At 62.4% G+C, this 16032-nt stretch carries 16 protein-coding genes; 11 read left to right on the plus strand and 5 right to left on the minus strand.

All coding sequences use genetic code 11. The annotated features are described in order from the left end of the window. Positions 1 to 584: 584 nt before the first annotated feature. Positions 585 to 1568 (minus strand): DNA-binding protein, encoded by a 984-nt coding sequence (locus CAP37_RS08665; RefSeq protein WP_086123804.1) that lies wholly within the window; start codon positions 1566 to 1568, stop codon positions 585 to 587. A gap of 123 nt (positions 1569 to 1691) precedes the next feature. Here CAP37_RS08665 and CAP37_RS08670 point away from each other — a divergent pair, with 123 nt between their 5' ends. Then, positions 1692 to 2753 carry a tyrosine-type recombinase/integrase gene (locus CAP37_RS08670; RefSeq protein ID WP_086123805.1) on the plus strand — a complete coding sequence of 354 codons (1062 nt, stop codon included), beginning with the start codon at positions 1692 to 1694 and terminating at the stop codon, positions 2751 to 2753. A 142-nt stretch (positions 2754 to 2895) separates the two neighbouring features. Beyond that, positions 2896 to 3039: a CopK family periplasmic copper-binding protein gene (locus tag CAP37_RS21960; RefSeq protein WP_256926916.1), complete on the plus strand. Its 144-nt coding sequence runs from the start codon at positions 2896 to 2898 to the stop codon at positions 3037 to 3039. 114 nt (positions 3040 to 3153) lie between these two features. Here the strand turns inward: CAP37_RS21960 and CAP37_RS08680 are convergent, their stop codons facing one another. Continuing rightward, positions 3154 to 5523 (minus strand): heavy metal translocating P-type ATPase, encoded by a 2370-nt coding sequence (locus CAP37_RS08680; RefSeq protein ID WP_086124893.1) that lies wholly within the window; start codon positions 5521 to 5523, stop codon positions 3154 to 3156. A 378-nt stretch (positions 5524 to 5901) separates the two neighbouring features. Between CAP37_RS08680 and CAP37_RS08685 the strand changes: the two genes are divergently transcribed. The 5 genes from CAP37_RS08685 (at position 5902) to CAP37_RS08705 (ending at position 8448) form a co-directional block, all read left to right on the plus strand. Next, entirely contained in the window at positions 5902 to 6354 is a 453-nt protein-coding gene (locus CAP37_RS08685) for a CBS domain-containing protein (RefSeq protein ID WP_086123806.1), read from the plus strand. Then, positions 6351 to 6734 (plus strand): succinate dehydrogenase, cytochrome b556 subunit, encoded by a 384-nt coding sequence (gene sdhC, locus CAP37_RS08690; RefSeq protein ID WP_086123807.1) that lies wholly within the window; start codon positions 6351 to 6353, stop codon positions 6732 to 6734. The genes CAP37_RS08685 and sdhC overlap by 4 nt, the downstream gene beginning before the upstream one ends. After that, positions 6674 to 7069, plus strand: a complete 396-nt coding sequence (gene sdhD / locus CAP37_RS08695) for a succinate dehydrogenase, hydrophobic membrane anchor protein (RefSeq protein WP_143435912.1) — start codon at positions 6674 to 6676, stop codon at positions 7067 to 7069. The genes sdhC and sdhD overlap by 61 nt, the downstream gene beginning before the upstream one ends. A 40-nt stretch (positions 7070 to 7109) precedes the next feature. Next, positions 7110 to 7847 carry a succinate dehydrogenase iron-sulfur subunit gene (locus tag CAP37_RS08700; RefSeq protein WP_086123809.1) on the plus strand — a complete coding sequence of 246 codons (738 nt, stop codon included), beginning with the start codon at positions 7110 to 7112 and terminating at the stop codon, positions 7845 to 7847. Between the two features lie 61 nt (positions 7848 to 7908). Beyond that, positions 7909 to 8448: a hypothetical protein gene (locus tag CAP37_RS08705; RefSeq protein WP_218776838.1), complete on the plus strand. Its 540-nt coding sequence runs from the start codon at positions 7909 to 7911 to the stop codon at positions 8446 to 8448. Positions 8449 to 8589: 141 nt separating this feature from the next. Here the strand turns inward: CAP37_RS08705 and serA are convergent, their stop codons facing one another. Next, entirely contained in the window at positions 8590 to 9852 is a 1263-nt protein-coding gene (gene serA, locus CAP37_RS08710) for a phosphoglycerate dehydrogenase (RefSeq protein ID WP_086123810.1), read from the minus strand. A 144-nt stretch (positions 9853 to 9996) separates the two neighbouring features. Continuing rightward, complete coding sequence (gene norR / locus CAP37_RS08715; protein ID WP_086123811.1) at positions 9997 to 11553, minus strand: nitric oxide reductase transcriptional regulator NorR; 1557 nt, start codon at positions 11551 to 11553, stop codon at positions 9997 to 9999. A 187-nt stretch (positions 11554 to 11740) separates the two neighbouring features. Between norR and ytfE the strand changes: the two genes are divergently transcribed. The 4 genes from ytfE (at position 11741) to fdxA (ending at position 15606) form a co-directional block, all read left to right on the plus strand. Next, the gene (ytfE, locus tag CAP37_RS08720) at positions 11741 to 12418 is read left to right on the plus strand and encodes an iron-sulfur cluster repair protein YtfE (protein WP_086123812.1); all 678 of its coding nucleotides are present in this window, start codon (positions 11741 to 11743) and stop codon (positions 12416 to 12418) included. A 13-nt stretch (positions 12419 to 12431) separates the two neighbouring features. Further along, positions 12432 to 14714, plus strand: a complete 2283-nt coding sequence (locus CAP37_RS08725; protein ID WP_086123813.1) for a nitric-oxide reductase large subunit — start codon at positions 12432 to 12434, stop codon at positions 14712 to 14714. A gap of 72 nt (positions 14715 to 14786) precedes the next feature. Then, positions 14787 to 15239, plus strand: coding sequence for an azurin (gene azu, locus CAP37_RS08730; RefSeq protein ID WP_086123814.1), 453 nt, complete (start codon positions 14787 to 14789; stop codon positions 15237 to 15239). A 37-nt stretch (positions 15240 to 15276) separates the two neighbouring features. Beyond that, complete coding sequence (gene fdxA / locus CAP37_RS08735) at positions 15277 to 15606, plus strand: ferredoxin FdxA (RefSeq protein ID WP_086123815.1); 330 nt, start codon at positions 15277 to 15279, stop codon at positions 15604 to 15606. 27 nt (positions 15607 to 15633) lie between these two features. Here the strand turns inward: fdxA and CAP37_RS08740 are convergent, their stop codons facing one another. After that, positions 15634 to 15963, minus strand: a complete 330-nt coding sequence (locus CAP37_RS08740) for a hypothetical protein (RefSeq protein ID WP_086124895.1) — start codon at positions 15961 to 15963, stop codon at positions 15634 to 15636. Between the last annotated feature and the right edge of the window lie 69 nt (positions 15964 to 16032).

Below are 16032 nucleotides of genomic sequence, written 5' to 3' on the forward strand. Positions count from 1 at the left end.
GGTACCTAGTCAATTCGCCGCGGTAGCGCCGGACCCCGAGTGCGAAACCATCCAGCAGCTTGGAAACTACCTGCAGGTGCGCCGGTTGCCAGATGGCAGCATCGCAGCGCTCCAGGATCTGCTCTTCACCCGTGCCCTTTTCTTGGGCTGCACGTACTGGGGGTGGGAGCGGCGGTTTTGCTTTTCCGACCGTGAAAGGGCCGCCAGTGAATTCAACAAGCTGGTCAGCGACGAGGACATCCCTGAAGGGTGGATCGCCCGTCGACCCGACCGGCCCGTTGGTGCCACGCGGCGCTGAAAGCCAATGAGTGTTCTGCCGTTTCCTTGCGCGCAGGTGTTTCGCCACTGCCCTGTGGCTATTTCACGTAGTTGAGGCTCGGCCGTGATTCCTGCAGAATCCGCAGAAAAGCAGCTAAGTATTTGATTTAACTAAGATATTTTACCGACTGTGTGAACGATCCACCCCTCCAACGCGTCTTCGACCATGTGCTCAAAGCACTCAATACGCTGTACAGCGTATGGTTGGTGCGCAGCCAAGGCCTGGAGCTTGGAGCTTGGAGCGAAAGCATCGTGCTGTTGCGCTACTAGCGTTTGAGCACGGTCTTCGTTTTGGACCGCTTCCCGGGTGTCCCAGCGTTGGCGTCCTCCTTGGGAAGACGTGTCTTGAGATCGACCAACAGCTCCGTCGTGTTTTTTCGGAACTGCTCCTGTTGCGACTGGGCTGTTTGCAGGTCCTCGCGTGCAGAAAGAATATCGCGAGCCAGGCCGGCGTTCTCAGCACTCAAGACGCTGACCTGCACACGAAGAGATTGAACTCGCTCCTGCGAGTCAGCCTGCGTCTTGGCCGCCTTCTTGTTGTTATCTGCGAGCAAGAGGGTCAGGCGCTTGACCTCTTGTCGCGCACGATCAACGTCCTCGAGCAGCCGTCGTTCTTGTGCGGAAGCTCGTTGTTCCAGGCGTCCTCGCTCCTGCCGGTGGTCCTCGGTCAACCCATTGAGACGATCACGTTCCGCGTGCAGCGCTTGCGTTGCCTCGGCATGTAGGATGCGCAAGGATTCGAGCTCACGTTCCCGGCCTGTCAGCCCTGTATGCAAGTCGGTAACCTGACGCACCAGATCAGCGATCTGGTGGTCCTTGGCCTGAAGCGCTGCGCCCAGCGCCTCCGAGCGCTCGTTCAACCGTTGCTGTCCTTCATCCAGGGCCGTTCGCTCGGCAGCGAGCCGCTCCACCAGCCCTTCCAGCGCGTGTCGATCGACCTGTAACGATTGCGCCGCCTGCTCCTGGGCATGCTGCTGGGCGCGGCCCCATAGCGCCTTGGCTGCCCGCAGCACAGGTGCTGGGAGGGTGCCCTGCTCCCCGACGCCATCGTCGCCGCCGTCCAGTCGCCTGGCCAACGAGCCGTACCAAGCATCGAGCATGGGCGCCACGGTGTTCGGGGAACCTCGGCCGAGATACGCGCGCACACGCTCGATCGTGGGCCGCTCGCCCTGAGCGAGCACGGCGTCGGCCGCGACCCAAACCTCGTCAGGCTGGACGCCGCGGGTGACTCTCGAACTTTTCATTTGCATCGCCCTGCTCCGTGCTGTAAATTACCCACGATAAGGGATACTTATCGTGACTCATTGATCTATTTCGTATCAAAACATACATAGTATGTGTGATAAATCTCCATTCGTCACCCTGCCCTGAACATGCGCCTGCCCATCCTCCAGAAAACCCCCGCGCTGCAGCCGCACGAGCTGAGCGATGTAACCGCGCAGGCCGTGGCCGACCTGCTGCGCGAGGGTGAGTCGCTGAACACGCAGCTGAGCTACCGCAGCGCACTGCGATATTGGGCCGCCTGGTACGGGATCCGTTACGGCGCGCAGATCAGCCTGCCGTTGCCCGCAGCCTGTGTGCTGCAGTTCGTCGTCGACCACGCGCAGCGCACCACCCCCAAGGGCTTGCTGCACGAACTCCCTGTCGAAATCGACGCCGCGCTGGTTGAGGCAGGCTACAAGGGAAAGCCGGGACCCATGGCGCACAACACGCTGGTGCACCGACTGGCGGTGCTCTCCAAAGCGCACCAGATGCGTGACGTGAAAAACCCGTGTCAGGACCCCAAGGTGCGCGAGCTACTTTCGCGCACGCGCAAGGCTTACGCCAAACGCGGCGAGCTGCCCAAGAAGAAAGACGCGCTGACCAAGGACCCACTTCAACTGGTACTGGCCACCTGCGACGACTCACTGAGAGGCAAACGCGATCGCGCCCTCCTCCTCTTCGCCTGGGCCAGCGGTGGACGCCGGCGCTCCGAGGTGGCTGCGGCCGACATGAAGTTTTTGAAGAAGAGCGGGCCTGGGGAGTTTTCTTACGAGCTCGCGTTCTCGAAAACGAACCAGAGCGGCGTTGATCGGCCGGAGAACCACAAGCCCGTGCTCGGTGCCGCGGGTGCCGCCCTGGAGGATTGGTTGCTGATCAGCGGGATCCGCGAAGGCGCCCTCTTCCGTCGCGTGCTCAAAGGCGGCCACCTGGGCGGTCCGCTATCGGCCGCGGCCGTGCGCGACATCGTTCGGGCGCGGTGTTTGTTGGCGGGGGTGGAGGGGGAGTTTTCTGCGCATTCTTTGCGGTCCGGCTTCGTCACCGAAGCCGCCGCCCAAAACGTCTCGATCGCGGACACGATGGCCATGACGGGTCACCAGTCCGTTGCCGTTGTGCTCGGGTACCAGCGCCGAGGTGGGCTTTCCAAAAACCCCGCTTCTAGTCTGCTGGCATAGGCATCAGAAATGGGTTTTCAGATCGAATGATTTCCTCTGGCGGACTGGCCCATGCATTCGCCATGGACGCAGCGCAGTCCGAGGCCAAGCAGGTCATTTCGCTGCAGGGCGGCAAAAGCTCTACGTCTTCAAGGACGGCCTGATGGCGAAGGAAAGCAAGTTTGGACGTGCTATTCATCTCGGCAAGGGTGCCGTCATGCAGACGGCCGACGGGAAGAGCATCGCGACGATGGGCAACGAAGTCGCGCGTCTGTATGTCTTGCTGAACAAAGGCCATCACAACTGAGGCTGGCCACCTGCGCTCCTGCGGTCAAGGCTTCGCTGCATGCGAGCCAGACCTTCAAGACCTTCTCGTCAGTTCTGACGAGAAGGTCTTTTCATTTGGACTTCTGCGTCCTAATCACTCTTCCCGGATGACTGCGCCCCGCAGCCGCAGCGCGTTGCCGATCACCGAGGCCGAGCTGAGACTCATGGCCAACGCAGCGATCATGGGCGACAACAGCCAGCCGGTGAACGGGTACAGCAAGCCCGCGGCCAGCGGAATGCCCAGGGCGTTGTAGACGAAGGCGAAAGCCAGGTTCTGCTTCATGTTCGCCACCGTCGCCACCGAGAGCCCGCGGGCCGTTGCAATGCCACGCAGATCGCCCTTGACCAGCGTGAGTTGCGCGCTGTTCATCGCCACATCGGTGCCCGTGCCCATGGCAATGCCCACATCGGCGCGGGCCAGTGCCGGCGCGTCGTTGATGCCGTCGCCGGCCATCGCGACCACGCGGCCCTCCGCCTGGAGTTTCTCCACGAGTTTGAGTTTGTCGGCGGGCTTCACTTCACCGTGAACCTCGTCAATGCCCAGGCGTTGGCCCACGGAGCGCGCGGTGGTCAGGCCATCGCCGGTGGCCATGATCACGCGGATGTTGGCCTGGCGCAGCGACGCGAGCGCAGCGGCCGTGGTGGCTTTGACCGGGTCGGACACGGCGAGCAGACCGGCCAATGCCTTGTCCACTGCGAGAAACATGACGCTGGCGCCCTGTGCGCGCAGCGCTTCGGCCTGGGCGGCCAGAGGCGCCACGTCCACACCCAGTTGTTGCATGAGTGCTGTGTTGCCCAGGGCCAGCGGCTTGCCGCTCACGACACCCTTGACCCCGATGCCGGACGCGGAGTCGAACTGTTCGGGCTTGTCGAGTGTGAGCCCCTGTTGCTTTGCTGCGGCCACGATGGCGGCGGCCAGCGGGTGTTCGCTGCCCTGGTCCAGGCTGGCGGCGAGGCGCAAGACCTCGTCTTCGGGGACGCTCCCGTGTCCGATGGCGCGTTCGAAGGTGGGGCGGCCTTCGGTCAGCGTGCCCGTCTTGTCGACGATCAGTGTGTCGACCTTGCGCAGGTTTTCGATGGCGGCGGCGTCGCGAAACAAGACACCGTTGGTGGCGCCGCGCCCGGTCGCCACCATGATGGACATGGGCGTCGCCAGGCCCAGCGCGCAGGGGCACGCGATGATCAACACGGCCACCGCGTTGATGAGGGCATAGACCCAGCTCGGCTCGGGTCCGAACAGACCCCAACCGAAGAAGGTGAGCAGCGCCGCGACCACGACACCCACGACAAAGTAGCCCGCCACCTGGTCGGCCATGCGCTGCATGGGCGCGCGCGAACGCTGGGCCATGGCGACCATCTGCACGATCTGCGAGAGCACGGTGTCCGAGCCCACGTGTTCGGAGCGCATCACCAATGCTCCGCTGGTGTTGAGCGTGGCGCCGATCAGCTTGTCACCGACCCGCTTGGTCACCGGCAGCGGCTCGCCCGTGAGCATCGATTCGTCGAGTGCGCTGCTGCCCTCGACCACGGTGCCGTCGGTCGGCACCTTTTCGCCGGGGCGCACACGCAGCAGGTCGCCCACATGCACATGGGCCAGCGGCACGTCTTCTTCCTGGCCGTCGGCCGCGATGCGCCGCGCGGTCTTGGGCGCCAGACCCAGCAGCGAGCGGATGGCGGCCGAGGTTTGTGATCGCGCCTTGAGCTCCAGCAGTTGACCCAGCAGGGTCAGCGAGATGATCACCGCCGCCGCTTCGAAGTACACCGACACCCGCCCCATCGACACGAAGGAATCCGGGAACACCTGCGGCGCCACCGTGGCCACCACGCTGTACACAAACGCCGAACCGGTGCCCAGGCTGATCAGCGTCCACATGTTGGGGCTGCGGTTCACGATCGACTGCGCGCCGCGCACAAAGAATGGCCAGCCGGCCCACAGCACGATCGGCACGGTCAGCACCAGCTCGATCCAGCTCTGTGTGGCCATGTCGAACCAGCCGAGGTTGTGGCCGAACATCGCCAGCACGGCGACCACCACCGTGAGTGGCAAGGTCCACCAGAACCGCCGCTGGAAGTCCACCAGCTCGGGGTTCTCATCGGCGTCCAGTTCGGGCATGACCGGCTCCAGCGACATGCCGCATTTGGGACAGTTGCCCGGGTGGTCCTGCCGGATCTCCGGGTGCATGGGACAGGTGTAGAGCGTGCCGGGCTTGCCCTGCGGCGCGGGCGTTGGGGCTGCGTGACGCCCCACCTCGGCGTGAACAAACCGGGCCGGTTCGGCCGCAAACCGGGCTTGGCACTTCGCGCTGCAGAAATAGTAGGGCTGCCCCGCGTGCTCCAGGTGGTGTGGCGACTGCTCGGTGACCGCCATCCCGCACACGGGATCTTTCAGCCCGGTCGCAGGATGAAGTGGTTTTGACGCGCCGTTGGGGTGGCCGGCATGGTCGTGTTTTGCTTGTGTGTCCATGTCTTTCCCTTCCTGGAAATTTCGAAACCCCGTGGTGCCAAACACCATCTTCCTCTCAATGGCGCGATGTGACGGAGCGCATTGGCACTTGGTGCACGTGAACGCCGCGCATGCAGGCCAGAAGGTCAACCATGTTCGTTAGCGAACATACGTGCGCTGACCCAGCCAAGATAATGAGCGAAGAGTGATCGCGGCGCTGACCATGAGCCGAGTTAGGTGACCGTCATCTTCATCGGTTTGCGCTTGAGACGTTGCGGTCACTGACGCATCAATCCAATTTGACGATTGAAGATGCCTGAATCGCTGGAGGGCACTGGCAACGCTGCAAGCGACTGCCGCTTCGAACGTGACTTGGATCGATAGGGACGTGATCAGAGAATGAATACAAAGCTTGTCAGTGGCATAGATGCAACAACACGTTCGCGACTGGTGACTGTTGGGGTCGACACCTTGCTCGTGGAGGTGGCCAAGCTTCTCTCGGACACGCAGATAAGTCTTGTCGTCGTCTGCGATCCCAATGGGGCTATGGTTGGCATCATCACGAAAACAAACATTGTCCAGCAGATCGGGCATTGCCGCGGCACCGGCTGTACGCGAGCGGCGGCTGAACTGATGGTTCGGGATGTCACCTACTGCCGTCCGAGCGACCGCTTACCTGATGTCTTGTCGATGATGGCGAAGCGCGGATTCGTACACATACCAGTCGTTGACGACCATTCCAAGCCGCTGGGTGTCGTGAATGCGCGAGACGCACTCAGGGCACTGTTTGCGGAAGAGGAATACGAAGAGTCCCTTCTGCGCGACTACGTGATGGGGATCGGATACCGATGAAGATACCCCGATCTTCACGCCCAGTATTCCTCAACCCGATGCAGATTCAGATGCCCGTCGGCGCTTGGACCTCAATCGGCCATCGCGTGACCGGAATTCTCCTGGCCGTAGGCGTTCCGGTTAGCGTCTACCTGCTGGATCGTTCGCTGCGAAGCGAACAAGCCTTCGCCGACGTGAGCGCCATGTTCGAGCTCATGCCGGTCAAGGGCGTCGCCGTGATCCTGCTGTGGGCGCTGTCGCACCATCTGCTTGCAGGCGTCCGGCATCTGTTGTCCGATTTCAACCTGGGCTCGCCGCTGCGCGCAGCACGACGCAGTGCATGGTTTGTGAATTTGGGCGGCGTTGCGGTCGCATTGCTCGCGGCAGGAGTCCTGCTGTGAAGTTACGGGCCACAGGGTTGGCGGCATGGTGGGTGCAACGGGTGAGCGCGCCATACATGCTGCTTTTCATCCTTTTTCTGCTTGCCTCCTTGCTGCTTCATCCACGCGACTCTTATGCCGAGTGGCGAGGCTGGGTCGACCACCCCGGCATGACCATCGCCATATTTTCCTTCTTCGCAGCGTTGCTGTCGCACATGTGGGTCGGCTTGCGCGATGTACTTATCGACTACGCCCGGCCGGCAAGCCTGCGCCTATTCATGCTGTGGGTCGTGGGCGTTGCTCTCCTGGGCATGGCAGCCTGGGTTTTCTGGATTCTTCTGCGAACGCAGCGCTGATGCTCTCTCGCTCTCATATGAATGCCCACTGGAGTTGCACATGAAACTTTCGATCTTCCGTTACAACCCCGAGCACGACGACAGACCGTACATGCAGGACTACGAGATAGAGCTGGTCGAAGGAGATCGCATGCTTCTGGACGTGATCCTGCGGCTTAAACGCCAGGACAACACGCTGACGTTCAGGAAGTCGTGCCGGGAAGGTGTCTGCGGCTCCGACGCCATGAACATCAACGGTCGCAACGGGCTGGCCTGCGTCACGCCTGTGCGCAGTCTGAAGGAGCCGGTGGTCCTGCGCCCTTTGCCGAGTTTTCCGATAATTCGGGATCTCGTGGTCGACATGACCAACTTCTTCAAGCAGTACCACTCGATCTCGCCGTACCTCATCAATCCAGAGCCGCCGCCAGAGAAGGAACGCCTCCAGTCGCCGGCCGAGCGCGACAAGCTGAACGGCGCCTATGAGTGCATCATGTGCGGCTGCTGCAGCAGCCAGTGCCCCTCGTTCTGGTGGAACCCGGACAAGTTCGTCGGGCCGGCGGGGTTGATACAGGCCTACCGGTTCATCTTCGACAGCCGCGACCGCGCGACCCAGCAACGCCTGGACAATCTGAACGATGCCTACCGCCTGTTCCGCTGTCGCACTATCATGAACTGCTCCGAGGTATGTCCCAAAGGCCTTGAGCCCTCTCACGCCATCGAGGAGATCAGGCTGAAGATGGCAAAGATTCCAGTGAAGGGCGGCGGACTCGAAATGCATCGCCCCATTTCTCCCAAATAGCGGAGTCGAGTTGATTCTTCAGCCCGGTCTTGCAAGCGACGATCTACCGACAGAAAACTCGATGGGCATCCAAAACAAGTCAACGCCGCACCAGCCTGGATCAGACGACTCTGCCAATCAGTCGGTACTGGGCGAAGAGGACCCAGGCGCCGCCGTCGACACGATGCCATGGCTCGCGGGCGACACGCCGGGCGCAGACGGGACCTTGAATGCGTGCGGCGCTTCTGATGCCAGCCCAGAGCGCGACAAGTTAGACCGTTCGAAACAGCTTCAAAAGGCGATTTCCCGCTGGGAGAATGAGGGGGGCGCCGATGGCGATCATGCCTCGAAGAGTGCGAAGTCCGGAGAGGTGCAAACAGAGGTTGATCTGACGAATGCTGAACTGGTGCAGTTGCAGGTTCGCGTGATCGCGCTCGAAAACTTGGTCATCGCGCTTCTCGCCGGCGCAGCCGATCAGACGCCCGACCTGGCGCGCGCGATGGCAGCCTATATTTCTCCGCGGCCGGGCTCCACTCCTCACCATCTGACGATTCATGCTGCAGCGCAAATGGTCCATCTGGTCGAGCGATCCAACTTGTTCCGTACAAAGCGGAATTCTTAGAACTTATCCGTAGATTTTGTTGATCTTCAACGGCACTTTGCGAAACGCGACGATGCCTGCGGCGATGGGGCGTCTTGCGCGCAAAGCGTACCGTGTGCGGGCAATCGAATGATTGCTACTACTAGCCTGACCCTGTGAGCCTCAGAACAAGACACGACTGCGCAGCGTTCCGGGCACCTCGGCCAGCTGGGTCAAAGCCAGCTCCGAGTGGGCTGCATCGATGTCCATCACCACGTAACCCACATCCTCGCGCGTCTGAAGATATTGGGCGGCAATATTGATGTGGTGATCGGAAAAAATGCCGTTGATGCTGGAGAGCACGCCGGGCACATTGCGATGGATGTGGAGCAGTCGGTGCTTGCCCGGGTGCGCTGGCAGGGCCACCTCGGGAAAGTTGACCGCCGAGGTGGTGGTGCCGTTGTCGCTGTACTTGACGAGTTTTTCCGCTACCTCTACGCCGATGTTCTCCTGCGCTTCCAACGTAGAGCCGCCAATGTGGGGCGTGAGAATCACGTTGTCCAGACCGCGCAAGGGCGACTCGAAGCTGTCATGGTTGCTGTGCGGCTCCTGCGGGAACACGTCAATGGCGGCACCCATCAGAGTCTTGCGCTGCAACGCGCTGGCCAGCGCATCAAGCTTTACCACACTGCCGCGCGAGGCGTTGATCAACACCGCGTTCGGCTTCATGAGCGCGATGTGTGGCGCGTCGATCATCCATTGCGTATCGGCTGTTTCTGGCACATGAAGACTCACCACGTCAGAGGTGGTCAACAACTCGGCCAGGCTGGTCAGCGGCCGCGAATTGCCCATTGGAAGCTTGGTGGCGATGTCAAAGAACACCACCTTCATCCCGAGGGCCTCGGCGAGCACGGACAACTGGGTGCCGATAGCTCCATAGCCCACGATGCCCAACGTCTTGCCTCGGATTTCGTACGCGTTGCTGGCCGATTTCAACCAGCCTCCTCGATGGGCTGCGGCGTTCTTTTCGGGAATGCCACGCATCAACAGAATGGCTTCGGCGAGCACCAGTTCTGCGACGGATCGGGTGTTGGAGAACGGCGCGTTGAACACCGCAATACCGCGTTCACGCGCCGCGGCCAGATCCACCTGGTTGGTGCCAATGCAGAAGCAACCCACGGCCGTCATCCGGTTGGCATGGGCCAGCACCTCGGCTGTGAGCTGGGTGCGCGACCGGATGCCCACGAAATGGGCATCCGCGATCCGGGCTTTAAGCTCGTCGTCTGGCACCGCGCTAGGAAAGTTCTCGATCTGTGAGTAGCCTGCCGCCTTTAGCACGGTAACGGCCGAGGGGTGAATGCCCTCGAGCAGCAGAAAGCGGATCTTGTTCTTGTCGATCGATGTTTTGGGGCTGGCCGGCGAAGCCGTGGTGAGGGTGCTGGTCATAGTTGGTCAATATAGAGGGCGCGCAGGAACGAAGTGGTTCGCTCGGTGCGTCTCCCATTCAACAAAGGGGCATTGGCTTGTTCCCGAGCTGGCCAGACAGCACCACTTCTCCAACCACCAGATGAACCTGGAAACGAGGCGGCATCACGCTTTGAGCCCCAGCCGACGCGCCAGTTTATGCAGATTGCTGGGATCCAGTTCCAACTGGCGCGCGGCTGCCGCCCAGTTGTCCTCATGCGACGCGAGTGCTTGCTGGATCGCCTGGCGCTGGCAGGCCTCGACGACCTCGTGCATCGAAGGCAGGCGCGAAGTGGAGACCGTTGCACAGATGTCTTGATCTGAAACCGCTCCCGTGCCGACAGGCATCTCCAGGGCATCCAGGTCCAGCATGTCCGCGCTCAGCGAGACGATTTCGTTTCTGTCCGCGCCCCGACTCACGGCTTTCAACGCCGCGCGACTGACCACGTGCTCTAGTTCGCGCACGTTGCCCGGCCAGCTGTAGCGACGCAGCGCACCCTCCGCTTCAGCCGACAGGCGCAGGCTGCGCAGTCCAAGCCGCGCGCGGTTGAGCTCCAGAAACCGCCCGGCCAGCAACAGCACGTCGTTGCCGCGCTCGCGCAGAGGCGGAATCAGGATGGGGTAGACCGACAACCGGTGGTACAGATCGGCGCGAAACGAGCCGTCACGCACGTGCTCGCGCAAGCTGCGGTTGGTCGCGGCAATCACGCGCACATTCACGCGCCGCGGTTGGTCCGCGCCCAGGCGCTGGATTTCCCCGTTTTGCAGGGTGCGAAGCAGCTTGGCCTGGATCGACAGCGGCAACTCACCCACTTCGTCCAGAAACAGCGTGCCCCCCTCCGCCGCTTCGAAGCGACCGGGGCGGTCATTCACCGCACCAGAGAACGCACCTCGCGCATGGCCGAACAGTTCACTCTCCGCCAGGGACTCCGGCAATGCGGCGCAGTTGACATGCACCAATGGCTTGCCCGCTTGCCGAGAAAGGCGGTGCAAGCGCTGCGCAAACAGCTCTTTACCCACGCCCGTTTCACCCAGCAGCAGCACGGGAAGTTCGGAATCGGCGACCACCTGCAGTTCATGGAGCAGGTGTGTGATGGCTCCGCTCTGGCTCAGAATTTCGCTGTCCTCGCGTTGTACCGGTGCACCCGCCGGCCACGTGCCTCCCGACAAACGCAAGCCGCGAATCTCCGCTTCGAGACGGGTAACGCGTACCGCAGCCTCCACCGCACAGGCGAGTTGAGCCAGAGCGCTCTGAGCCTGCGCATCGAAGGCCCCGATCTCCAATGCGTCCAGCGTGATCACGCCCCAGCGCTCGCCCTCCACGTCCAGCGCCATACCCATGCAATCGTGCACCGGCATCGGCTCTCCAACGCGCCCGGCAATCAGACCGTCATAGGGATCGGGCAACACGCTGTCGTGGTGGAAGCAAGTGACACCGCGCCGCTGCAGGATGGCCCCAAGTCTCGGATGGTCCTTGACGGCAAAACGGCGCCCCAATGCGTCATTGACCAGTCCGTCCACGGCGAGCGGGCGAAGGTGCTCGTCCTCCAGCTTGAGCAACGCCACCGCACCACACCTGAAATATGCGCGCAGGCTACCCACGAGCCGTTGCAGGCGCACCGCCACCGGCAGGTCGGCCACCAGGTCAGTCAGCAAGAGAAGGTGTATCGCGGAAGTGGTCATATGTACCTTGCATGGTACGCGCTACCATTTTTTTCGAGGTCGTAAATACCATCAATTTGTCAAGCCATTGATTCATATCAAGTTTTTCCTGGCATGCCATTCGCATAGTCGGGAAGTACCTGTGGCACGCGCAGACCTCGCTGGCGGCGCCCCGTCCTCAATCCCGATTTCACCAAAGGAGCACATGATGGAATTCATCGACCAATCCCTGGGCCAGCTCGCGCGGCGCATCGCAGGCGCGACGCGCGTGTTTGATGCTTACCAGCTCGACTTTTGCTGTGGCGGCAGCCAGTCGCTGCGTTCCGCCGCCGCGGCGGCGGGCGTGGACACGGCGCCCATCGTCGACGAACTGCAAACGCTGGAAGGCCGCGCCGCTGTCAGCGGAGAGCGTGACTGGGGCGGAGCCACACCCACCGAGCTGGTGGACCACATCCTGACGCGCTACCACGCCGTGCACCGCGAGCAGTTGCCCGAGCTGATCCGCCTGGCGCGCAAGGTCGAGCAGGTGCATGGCGAGCGCGCCGACTGCCCGAACGGTCTGGCCGACCACCTCGCGGCGATGGCACAGGAGCTCGAAAGCCACATGCGCAAGGAAGAGGACGTGCTGTTTCCCATGATCGTGCGCGGCCATGGCGCGATAGCCGGTGCACCGATCACCGTGATGCGCATGGAACACGACGAGCACGGTGTTGCCTTGCGCCGGCTGGAAGAGCTGACGGATGGCATCACACCACCACGCGCCGCCTGCACCATGTGGCGCGCGCTCTACGCCGGCTTGAGGACTTTCCGCCAGGACCTGATGGCACACATCCACACCGAAAACAACATCCTGTTCGAGCGCTTCGCGCCGGCAGAGGTGCATTGACCAAGGAGAAGTTATGGGTCCGTACAAAAAACTCTGGTTCACGCTGATCGGCGTGTTGATCGTCACCTTCTCGCTGCTGGGCTACTACGGCTCCGAGATCTACCGCCAGGCCCCGCCCATTCCCATGCAGGTGGTCACGGATGAGGGCACGCCGTTGTTCGGCAAGGAGGACATCCTCGATGGCCAGACCGCATGGCAGTCGGTCGGCGGGATGCAGTTGGGCTCCATCTGGGGTCACGGCGCCTACCAGGCGCCCGACTGGACAGCCGATTGGCTCCACCGCGAATTGATGGCCTGGTTGGAGCTGGCCGCGCAGCAAACGCATGGAAAGGCTTACGCCGCGCTCGACGGTCCGTCGCAAGCGGCGCTGCGCGAGCAACTCAAAGCCGAGTACCGCGCCAACCGTGTCGATGCAGCACAGGTGCTGAAACTCTCCGGGCGCCGAGCACAGGCCATTGCCCAGACCGCCGCCTACTACGACCAGCTGTTCTCCGACGCGCCCGCGCTGCAGAAGAGCCGCGAGCACTTCGCGATGAAAGAAAACACACTGCCCAGCGCCGAGCGGCGCCAGCAGATGACGCGGTTCTTCTTCTGGACCGCCTGGGCCGCCGCAACAGAGCGGCCTGGCCAGAAGGTCACCTACACCAACAACTGGCCGCACGAGCCCCTGATCGGCAACCAGCCGAGCACCGAGAACATCGTCTGGTCCATCGCCAGCATCGTCGTGCTGCTGGCAGGCGTGGGATTTCTGATCTGGGCCTGGGCCTTCCTGCGCCGCCACGACGAGCCACTGCCCGAGCCTGCCGTGCGCGACCCATTGACCACGTTCGCGCTCACACCATCACAACGCGGCCTTGGCAAGTACCTGTTCCTGGTGGTGGCGCTGTTCGTGTTCCAGGTGTTCATCGGTGGTTTCACCGCGCACTACACCGTCGAGGGGCAGCAGTTCTACGGCATCGACGTTTCGCGCTGGTTCCCGTACTCGCTGACACGCACCTGGCACATCCAGGCCGCGCTGTTCTGGATCGCCACCGGCTTCCTTGCCGTGGGCCTGTTCCTCGCGCCGCTGATCAACGGCGGCAAGGATCCGAAGCTCCAGAAGGTCGGCGTGGACGTGTTGTTCTGGGCGCTGGTCGTGGTCGTGGTGGGTTCCTTCATCGGGAACTACCTGGCCATTGCGCAGGTGATGCCGCCCGAGTGGAGCTTCTGGCTCGGCCACCAGGGCTACGAGTATGTGGACCTGGGGCGCTTGTGGCAGATCGGCAAGTTCGTCGGCATCCTGCTGTGGCTGGTGCTGATGTTGCGCGGTGTCGTGCCGGCCCTGCTGAAGCCGGGTGGCGACAAGAACCTGCTGGCGCTGCTGACCGCCTCGGTGGGCGCCATTGGCTTGTTCTACGGTGCCGGCCTGTTCTATGGCGAGCGCACGCACCTCTCGGTGATGGAGTACTGGCGCTGGTGGGTGGTGCACCTCTGGGTCGAAGGCTTCTTCGAGGTCTTCGCCACGACAGCGCTGGCCTTCATCTTCTCCACGCTTGGCCTGGTGTCGGTGCGCATGGCCACCGCAGCCAGCCTGGCCTCGGCCTCGCTGTTCATGCTGGGCGGCATTCCCGGCACGTTCCACCACATGTACTTCGCCGGCACCACCACCCCGGTGATGGCGGTCGGTGCCAGCTTCAGCGCGCTCGAGGTAGTACCGCTGATCGTCCTGGGCCACGAGGCATGGGAGAACTGGCGCCTGAAGGCCCGTGCACCCTGGATGGACAACCTGAAGTGGCCGCTGATGTGTTTTGTCGCGGTCGCGTTCTGGAACATGCTGGGCGCCGGCGTCTTCGGCTTCATGATCAACCCGCCGATCGCGCTGTACTACATCCAGGGGCTCAACACCACGCCGGTGCACGCTCACGCCGCGCTCTTCGGGGTCTACGGTTTTCTGGCGCTGGGCTTCACGCTGCTCGTGCTGCGTTACCTGCGTCCGGTACTGGCTTTCAGCGAACCGCTGATGAAAACCGCCTTCTGGGGTCTCAACGCCGGCCTGGTGCTGATGATCTTCACCAGCCTGCTGCCTATCGGCATCATTCAATTCCATGCCAGCGTCAACGTGGGCCTGTGGTACGCGCGCAGTGAGGAGTTCATGCAGCAACCGCTGCTGCAAAACCTGCGCTGGGTGCGCACCTTCGGTGACATCGTGTTCATCGTGGGCGCCCTCGCAATGTCCATGCAGGTGGTGCTGGGTTTGCTTGGCAAATCGCCCGCGCGGGTGCACCCAGGGCAACGCCTGAGTGATGTCCGCGGTTAAGGGCTCGTGCTCTGGCGCAAGCACTTCGGAGCTGCACCACCCATTCGAATTTTTAACGCAAAGGAGAAAACCATGAACATGAGAAACACCACGGCCATGTTGTTGGCCGCTCTGCTCGCTGGCCCCGTGTTGGCCGCGACGTGCGACGTCGAGATCGAAAGCAACGACGCGATGCAGTTCAACAAGAACAGCGTCGCGGTGCCGGCCAATTGCAAGCAGTTCACGGTCAAGCTCAAGCACGTGGGCAAGCTGCCCAAGGCCGCCATGGGACACAACTGGGTGCTGACCAAGGCGGCCGACGCTCAAGGCGTGGCTACCGACGGCATCCCGGCGGGGCTGGACAAAGCGTATGTCAAAGCGGGCGATACCCGCGTGATCGCGCACACCAAGGTCATCGGCGGTGGCGAATCCGATGCGGTGAGCGTTGACGTGGCCAAGCTCAAGGCTGGCGAGAGCTATGCCTGGTTCTGCTCGTTCCCGGGCCACTCGGCCATCATGAAGGGCACCCTGACACTGGCCAAGTAAGCATCGGCGTCGGCAAGCGCCACACGGAGAGACCGCCATGACCTTTGTCGTCACAGAATCCTGCATTCGTTGCAAGTACACGGATTGCGTCGACGTGTGCCCGGTCGACGCCTTCCGCGAAGGCCCCAACATGTTGGTGATCGACCCGGACGACTGCATCGATTGCGCGGTTTGCGTGCCGGAATGCCCTGTGGACGCAATCTACGCGGAAGAAGACACGCCGCCAATGCAGCGCGATTTCCTGGACATCAACGCCCGCCTCGCCCGTTCTTGGCCGACCATCTCACGCACCAAACGCGCGCTGCCCGATGCCGACACCTGGGCTGCGGTCACAGACAAGCGTCCCATGCTTGATGAAGGGATATGAAGCAGCACCCAAGGTGGAGAACGCCCATCATGCCCCCAGCACGATGGTGACCAACACGCAGGCATCTTCCAGCGCGAGCAGGCTGTGTGGTTCACCACCGCGCAGGTAAAGCAGTTGCCCCGTCTGCAGCTTCTGCAAATGCCCGGGCGTTCCGAACTCGATGACGCCCTGCAGACACTGCACCGTGATCTCGCCCGCCACGGCGTGCACGGGCAAGGAGCTGCCCAGGGGCAATACCAGGCACATGACCTCCAGCTGGTCGGTCTTGAACAAAGCGCTGGATTGGCTGCTAAGCGCGTCACCGCCAAAATGTTGCAGGTTGGCGATCTCGCCCGACTGGAGGTGATGCAGTGCCATGGGGATTTCCTGGTTGGGACGGGTGACAGACAGGAGGCACGGATGGGTGCGCGAGGCGAGGTTGAACTG

This window comes from Hydrogenophaga sp. IBVHS1 (assembly GCF_002127265.1).
Taxonomy (GTDB): domain Bacteria; phylum Pseudomonadota; class Gammaproteobacteria; order Burkholderiales; family Burkholderiaceae_C; genus Hydrogenophaga.